The organism is Streptomyces sp. NPDC058880, assembly GCF_042742535.1.
Classification (GTDB): domain Bacteria; phylum Actinomycetota; class Actinomycetes; order Streptomycetales; family Streptomycetaceae; genus Streptomyces.
Map to the genome: position 1 here is coordinate 1 of NZ_JBHYMC010000124.1, position 4,747 is coordinate 4,747.

The 4,747-nt window shown below is 72.1% G+C and carries 4 protein-coding genes and 2 pseudogenes; 5 read left to right on the plus strand and 1 reads right to left on the minus strand.

The features are described from left to right. Nucleotides 1-186, plus strand: a pseudogene (manB, locus tag ACFW2G_RS32845) (phosphomannomutase/phosphoglucomutase); the annotation flags it as partial. A gap of 90 nt (nucleotides 187-276) precedes the next feature. Here the strand turns inward: manB and ACFW2G_RS32850 are convergent. Next, nucleotides 277-1,482 carry an IS701 family transposase gene (locus ACFW2G_RS32850; RefSeq protein WP_384456598.1) on the minus strand — a complete coding sequence of 402 codons (1,206 nt, stop codon included), beginning with the start codon at nucleotides 1,480-1,482 and terminating at the stop codon, nucleotides 277-279. 308 nt (nucleotides 1,483-1,790) lie between these two features. On the opposite strand from ACFW2G_RS32850, the gene ACFW2G_RS32855 reads away from it, so the two are divergent. From ACFW2G_RS32855 to ACFW2G_RS32870, 4 genes and pseudogenes are all read left to right on the plus strand, one after another. Then, entirely contained in the window at nucleotides 1,791-2,375 is a 585-nt protein-coding gene (locus ACFW2G_RS32855) for a TetR family transcriptional regulator (RefSeq protein WP_384456597.1), read from the plus strand. 57 nt (nucleotides 2,376-2,432) lie between these two features. Next, nucleotides 2,433-3,341 (plus strand): UTP--glucose-1-phosphate uridylyltransferase GalU, encoded by a 909-nt coding sequence (gene galU, locus ACFW2G_RS32860; RefSeq protein WP_037928973.1) that lies wholly within the window; start codon nucleotides 2,433-2,435, stop codon nucleotides 3,339-3,341. Between the two features lie 191 nt (nucleotides 3,342-3,532). Further along, nucleotides 3,533-4,510, plus strand: a complete 978-nt coding sequence (locus ACFW2G_RS32865; RefSeq protein ID WP_384456594.1) for a ParB N-terminal domain-containing protein — start codon at nucleotides 3,533-3,535, stop codon at nucleotides 4,508-4,510. A 72-nt stretch (nucleotides 4,511-4,582) separates the two neighbouring features. Further along, nucleotides 4,583-4,747: pseudogene (locus tag ACFW2G_RS32870) on the plus strand (MFS transporter); the annotation flags it as partial.

Sequence of the window (4,747 nt, forward strand, 5' to 3'; positions counted from 1 at the left end):
GCGTTCGCGGGTCGTGAGGGTGTGGAGCTGGATGAGTTGGATGGTTTGACGGTGACGGGTGCGGGGTGGTGGTTCAACGTGCGTGCTTCGAACACGGAGCCGTTGCTGCGGTTGAACGTTGAGGCTCGTGACGTGGACACGCTGTCCCGGGTCCGGGACGAGGCCCTGGCCCTGATCCGGGCCTGACCCCCGGCCCGGGGGCCCTGCCGGGGGCCGGGCCCCTTCCGACCCCCGGGCCCGCCCCCTCCGACCCGAGCCGGACCCCCGGCCCCGCCGCTACGCCGACGACGCATACCGCTCCCGCAGGGCCGGCAGACCCCGGTAGGCGTACGCAGCGGACATCAACGTCATGTGGTGGTGCCAGCCGGGGAACGAACGCCCCTCGAAGTCGAGGAGCCCGAAGTCGTCGGCCAGGGCGCCCAGCGAGGCGGCGGCCCGCCCCGTCTGCCTGACCAGCCGCAGCAGGTCGTCCATCCGGGCCCGGCTCATGTTGGTCAGCCAGATCGCACCGCCCGCCCGGACCCCGGCGGCGGGCCGCCGTTCACCGAAGAGGCGGTATGTCTGCTGCCCGCCGGGGGCCGCCGGACCGGCGCCCGGCACCCGGACCAGGGCCGACCGGATCTGCTGCGGGTGCGGGTGAGCGCCTGCGGCGGGGCCGGTGAGCTGCGCCGCGTACGGATGGCTGGTGCTGCCCCGACGGGCGAGCTCGCCCGCAGTGGTGGTGTGCCCGGCCGCCCGGCCCGCCTCGGCCCCCTGCCCCGGCCCGGTCGCGCAGACGGCGAGGGTCGGCGGGACGGACACCAGGAAGTCGTGGCCGCGCCGGCCCAGCATGCCGATCAGGGCGGCGGCGGCACCGAGGCGGCTCAGATCGGCGACGACGGGCGCGTGCACGGCCGAGGTGCGGGCGGCGACCGCGTCCACGAGCTCCAGGACCAGATGCTCCGGGGCCTGGTGTGCCACGTCGGGGGAGATCCGCGCCCGGCGGCGCAGGACCGGATCCGCCGACCAGCCTTCGGGAAGCAGCAGCCGCCAGTCGACGGGCAGGCTCGTGCCGTCCAGCGAGAGAAAGAGGGCGTAGGCGAACTGGCAGTTGACGATGCGTCCGGCGACGGGGTCGAAGCGACGGTGTACGCCGACCGAGTGGTCACCCCGCTTGGGGAAGCAGACTTGCCCGATCGTCCAGGCGCGCACCGGATGGCGTTCCTCCACCCAGCGGACCAGTTCGGCGCGGGCCGGATCCCATGCCCAGGGGCTCGCGTTGATGAACTGCTGCAAGGACTGGGACGCGGTCGGTGACGCGGTCACGGACGCGGCGAGTCTGCGGACGGACTTCTTGCCCGGGGTGGTGAGCAGGCCCTGCAGGTAGACCCGGGCCCATCTTCGCTGGTCGGCCCTCGGTAAGTGGCCGAAGAGGCGTTCGGTGTACTCGTCCAGGGCGGTGCCGCCGGCAGCCAGGGCTCCGGTCCTCATGTGCGCCGTCATCTGCTGTCTCCCCTCCAGTGCGGACATCGGTCTGCGCCATGGCAGCGGTAAGAATACAGAACGTTCGTTTTGTTTTCTAGCTAAAGTGTGGCGCCTCCGCGGCGACTTGGGCACGTTGGAGCACGACGCCACCCGACTCCGCCGCGGGCGGCACGGGACGGCGGGGCATGGTCGCTTCTTCGTCAAGTGATCGTTGTGCGCGGTCGGCGCCGGGGTGACGCTGGAAGCCGCTCCCGTGCCGGGCGCGGGGGTGAGTGAGGAACGAACAGGATGGCATTGGTAGCGCAGTGGTGAAGCAAGAGCGCGGCGTGCGCACCCGTAATCATCTGATCTCGGTGGCCGCCGCCGAATTCGACCGCAATGGATACGACGGGACGTCGCTGTCCCGGCTGAGCAGATCGGCCGGGATTTCGATCGGGGCTGTCACTTTTCATTTTGCGGCGAAGGGGGAACTGGCCTCGGCCGTCGAGGAATCCGGTCGGGCCGCCACCCGGAGAGTGGTCGAGTCCGTGACGGCCCGCGGAGAGCCGGCCCTCGACACCGTCTCCTCCCTCGTCCTGGCCCTCGGCCGGCTGATCGAGGCGGACCCGGCCGTGCGCGCCGCGGCCCGGCTCACCCGGGAACGTGTCGGCGCCGGGCCCGAGTGGTGCGGCTGCTGGCTCCCGGACGTCGAGCACCTGCTGGAACGGGCGGCGGCGGAGGGGCAGCTCCATCCCGAGGTCGACCCGCGCTCGCTCGCCGCGCTGACAGGTCACCTGGTCGGCGGTGTCGTGGCGCGGGTGCGCCGCGACCGGGGCGACCGGCCCGGCGCGATCGCCGGCGAGCTCGCCGATCTGTGGAGCCTCATCCAGCGGCGCGTCGCGGCCCCGCCGGGGGCGGAAGTGCCCAAGTAGGCGAGAAAGCGGCAGAATTCTGGCCACTGGCGCGAGCAGCCGTCTAGCGTCAGCGGCATGAATTCCGTGACTCCGCAGATAACCAAGGCAGTGATCCCCGCCGCGGGACTCGGTACCCGATTCCTCCCGCTGACGAAGGCCACCCCGAAGGAAATGCTTCCGGTGGTCGACAAGCCCGCCATCCAGTACGTGGTGGAAGAGGCGGTCGCGGCGGGGATGTCGGACATCCTCATGGTCACCGGACGCAACAAGCGGCCGCTCGAAGACCACTTCGACCGCAACTACGAGCTGGAGGAGGCCCTCCAGCGCCGTGGTGATCAGGACAAACTCAACAGCGTCTGCGCCTCCACCGAACTCGCCGACATCCACTACGTGCGCCAGCGGGACCCCAAGGGCCTCGGGCATGCCGTCCTGTGCGCCGCGCCGCACGTCGGCAGGGAGCCCTTCGCCGTCCTCCTGGCCGACGACCTGATCGACCCCAGGGACCCCCTGCTCGCCCGGATGGCCGCAGTGCGCGCCCGTCTCGGTGGCAGCGTGGTGGCCCTCATGGAGGTCGACCCGGACGCCATCCACCTGTACGGATGCGCCGCGGTCGAGCGGGCGACGGCCGCCGGCGACGGCGTGCGCATCACCGAGCTGGTGGAAAAGCCGGAGCCCGGCACCGCCCCCAGCAACCTCGCGGTCATCGGTCGCTACCTGCTCGACCCCGAGATCTTCGAGGTGCTGCGCGGCACCGGTCCCGGGCGCGGCGGCGAGATCCAGCTCACGGACGCACTGCGCACCCTGGTCCGCGCCGGCCGTCCCGTGCACGGGGTGGTCTTCTCCGGCCGCCGCTATGACACGGGGGACCGCGCCGAGTACCTGCGCGCGACGGTCCGGCTGGCTTGCGAGCGCGAGGATCTCGGCCCCGAATTCCTCTCCTGGCTGCGGGAGTTCGTCCGTTCCGAGGAGCTCGCGCCGGTCTGAACCGTCGCCCGGTGGGCGACTGGGGAAGTTCCGCGGTCGCCCACCAGGCCGAGCCCGACTCTGCCAACTTGCCCAAATCGCAGCGGGGTTCGGCTGGCAGATTGGTTACCGAACGGTAATTACGTAATTTCTTCTCCGGCCCGGCGAACGACGCGGGCCCCGGGCCCCGAGCACACGAAGGGAGGTGGATCATGGACGACCCGAACGCAGGACACCCGGCGCAGCGGCCCCCCCGAGCCGCCCACGAGATACCGGTCGGCGCACTGCTCGCCGCGGACTCCCCCCGAGCCGTCCTCGTGGACGAGGGCCACGCACAGGCCCTCGCGGACTCCGGCCGGACCCTGCCGCCGCTGCTCGTGCACCGCCCCACGATGCGGGTCATCGACGGCACGCACCGCTTGCGGGCGGCCGTGCTGAGGGGGCGCGACACCGTCGCGGTGGTGTACTTCGACGGCAGCGCCGAGGACGCGTTCGTCCTGGCGGTCGAAGCCAACATCAGCCACGGACTCCCGCTGACACTGGCGGAGCGGACCGCGGCGGCCCTACGGATCCTGCAAACCCACCCTGACTGGTCCGACCGCGGGATCGCGCAGCGGACCGGGCTCGCGGCGAAGACCGTCGCGGCACTGCGTCGCCGGGAGGCGCCGCAGCACGCACCGCAAGGCCGCGTCGGACGGGACGGACGCGTCCGTCCCGCCGATCCGGTCCGCGGACGTGAGGCCGCGGCCCGGCTGCTCGCGGGACGGCCCACCGCCTCCCTGCGGCAGATCGCGCGGGAGGCGGGCATCGCGCCCTCGACCGTACGAGATGTGCGCCGCCGGATCGGCGAGGGCGAGGACCCCGTACCGGCGGGCCAGCGGCGCTCCGGCGGCCCGCAGCCCCCGCCGGCCCGGCCGGCCGACCGGGGACGGGCTCGCGGACAACCACTACCCGCGCTGGTCACCGGCCTGTGCAAGGACCCCCTGCTCAGACTCAGCGAGGCCGGCAGGCTGCTCCTGCGCATGCTCGACCTCCAGGTGAGCGGCCTGCGCCAGCGCGAGCGGATCGTCGCCGCGGTACCCCCGTACCGCGCCGAGACCGCCGCCGCCGCTGCCGCGCAGTGCGCCCGCGACTGGCAGGAACTCTCGGAGGAACTAGGCCGCCGTGCCTCGGCGGAGGCGCGAGCCTGAGCGGCCATCCCCCCATACCGGCCTTCCCTGCTGGAAGGCCCCGTTCATGTGTGTCGGAAAGGAAGTCTGGCGATGTCGGTTGTTGAGGGTGCGCGGGTTGATGCGGGTGGGGGGGAGGGGCCTGTTCGTTTGGATGGGCGCTTGAGGTTGGTGCTTGTGGTGTTGCTGGTGGCGCAGTTCATGCTGGCGGTGGATTTTTCGATCCTGAATGTGGCGTTGCCGGTGATCGGTGACGGG